The 1,271-nt window shown below is 65.1% G+C and carries 3 protein-coding genes; all 3 read left to right on the top strand.

What is annotated here, in order from left to right; all coding sequences use genetic code 11:
- The coding region (locus ACFWBF_RS37330; RefSeq protein WP_385609279.1) for a hypothetical protein at positions 1-574 on the top strand (574 nt) is incomplete at its 5' end.
- Between the two features lie 60 nt (positions 575-634).
- Positions 635-871, top strand: coding sequence for a hypothetical protein (locus tag ACFWBF_RS37335; RefSeq protein ID WP_385609280.1), 237 nt, complete (start codon positions 635-637; stop codon positions 869-871).
- A gap of 192 nt (positions 872-1,063) precedes the next feature.
- On the top strand, positions 1,064-1,271 hold a 208-nt coding region (locus ACFWBF_RS37340; RefSeq protein WP_385609281.1), incomplete at its 3' end, for a hypothetical protein.

Consider the following 1,271-nt stretch of genomic DNA (forward strand, 5'->3'; position numbering starts at 1 on the left):
GCAGGCTCAGCGCCTGGCGCAGGAGGAGAGAGACAGCGCTCTGCGGGAACTGGAGGCCGCGCGATTACAGGAGCAGCGCACAGCCGCAGTGGCACGCGTTGTTCTGGTTCGTACGTCAACCGCCGCGTGGCACGACCTACTCGACCAGAAGGTGAAGGATATTTCGTACGGGCCTGCTGTGGACTTGGGCGCCTTCGACCAGGCTGTGATGAACCTTCGAGGGGAGGCCCGCACTGCCATCTATCACGCCCTGTACGAGGGGCTCTGGATACCGCAGACGAGTTATGGGTACCCGGCGGGCCAGCCGCTGATCATGGACGCCTTGGATCATGCCACTGAGCTCGTGCGTGAGTCGTTGGTCATGACACCGCCCAGGGGGGACCACTCGATTCAGCCGCACAACCGGGATGCGATACACGCTGCCCTCAGCGCAGTCATGAGCGCTCGCGCTGCATTGTCTCAGGGCTTGCTCCAGCGCATTGAGGCCCTGATGGACGTTACGGTCATCGGTCCCCGCATGTCGCGCGAGTCGACCGATGGCACTGCTCCATCCGAACGAAGACCGCTGGCTTGAAGCGCTCAGGCTGGACCCATCGACGAGGACCCCGGCCTGCCCGAGACGTGGTGGAAAGAGATGGTCGCCGCCTTGGACGCCCTCGCCAACGTCCCGCCGTCGGCTGACCGCGAGGCCGTACGCGAGGAGTACCTGCGCCGCGTCACCGCCGAGTTCACCGGCCACCAAGTCAACGACCTCACCTGGACCACCGCCCACGGCGACCTCCACCAGGGCAATATCACCCGCGGCCCGCACATCCTGGACTGGGAAGGATGGGGCAGCACTCCGTACGGCTACGCCCGCTGGCTCCCGTGAGTCGTCCCTCGGCCGCTTGCGTCGCATGGGCGCACCTTCTGTGGCCAATGCCAAGAGCAAGGACCGCCCGCATCAGATAGCTGGTCAGTGAGTTCGGCAAAGATTCTCTTCTGCGGATGTCACACTCGGCGTCGCTCGATGCTTTAAGACTCAGATGCAGCGCACAGCGCACTGCACGGTCAAGGGGTGGTCGTGGATCCAACACTGATGACGGTGATCGTGGCGGGGGCGACCTCGCTGCTCGGGCTCATCGCAAGGCTGGCGTACTGGGCGGCCCGGGACAGGGCTGAGGTACGCCGCGCTGAGCTTGCCCAGCAGGGCCTTTCGGAACGGGTGAGGTCGCTGCCGCCCGGCAGTCGGCTGTCGGAGAAGTCGTCCGAACGCTCTGTTGAGATTCTGG

It is taken from the genome of Streptomyces sp. NPDC060028, from assembly GCF_042736725.1.
GTDB lineage: Bacteria > Actinomycetota > Actinomycetes > Streptomycetales > Streptomycetaceae > Streptomyces.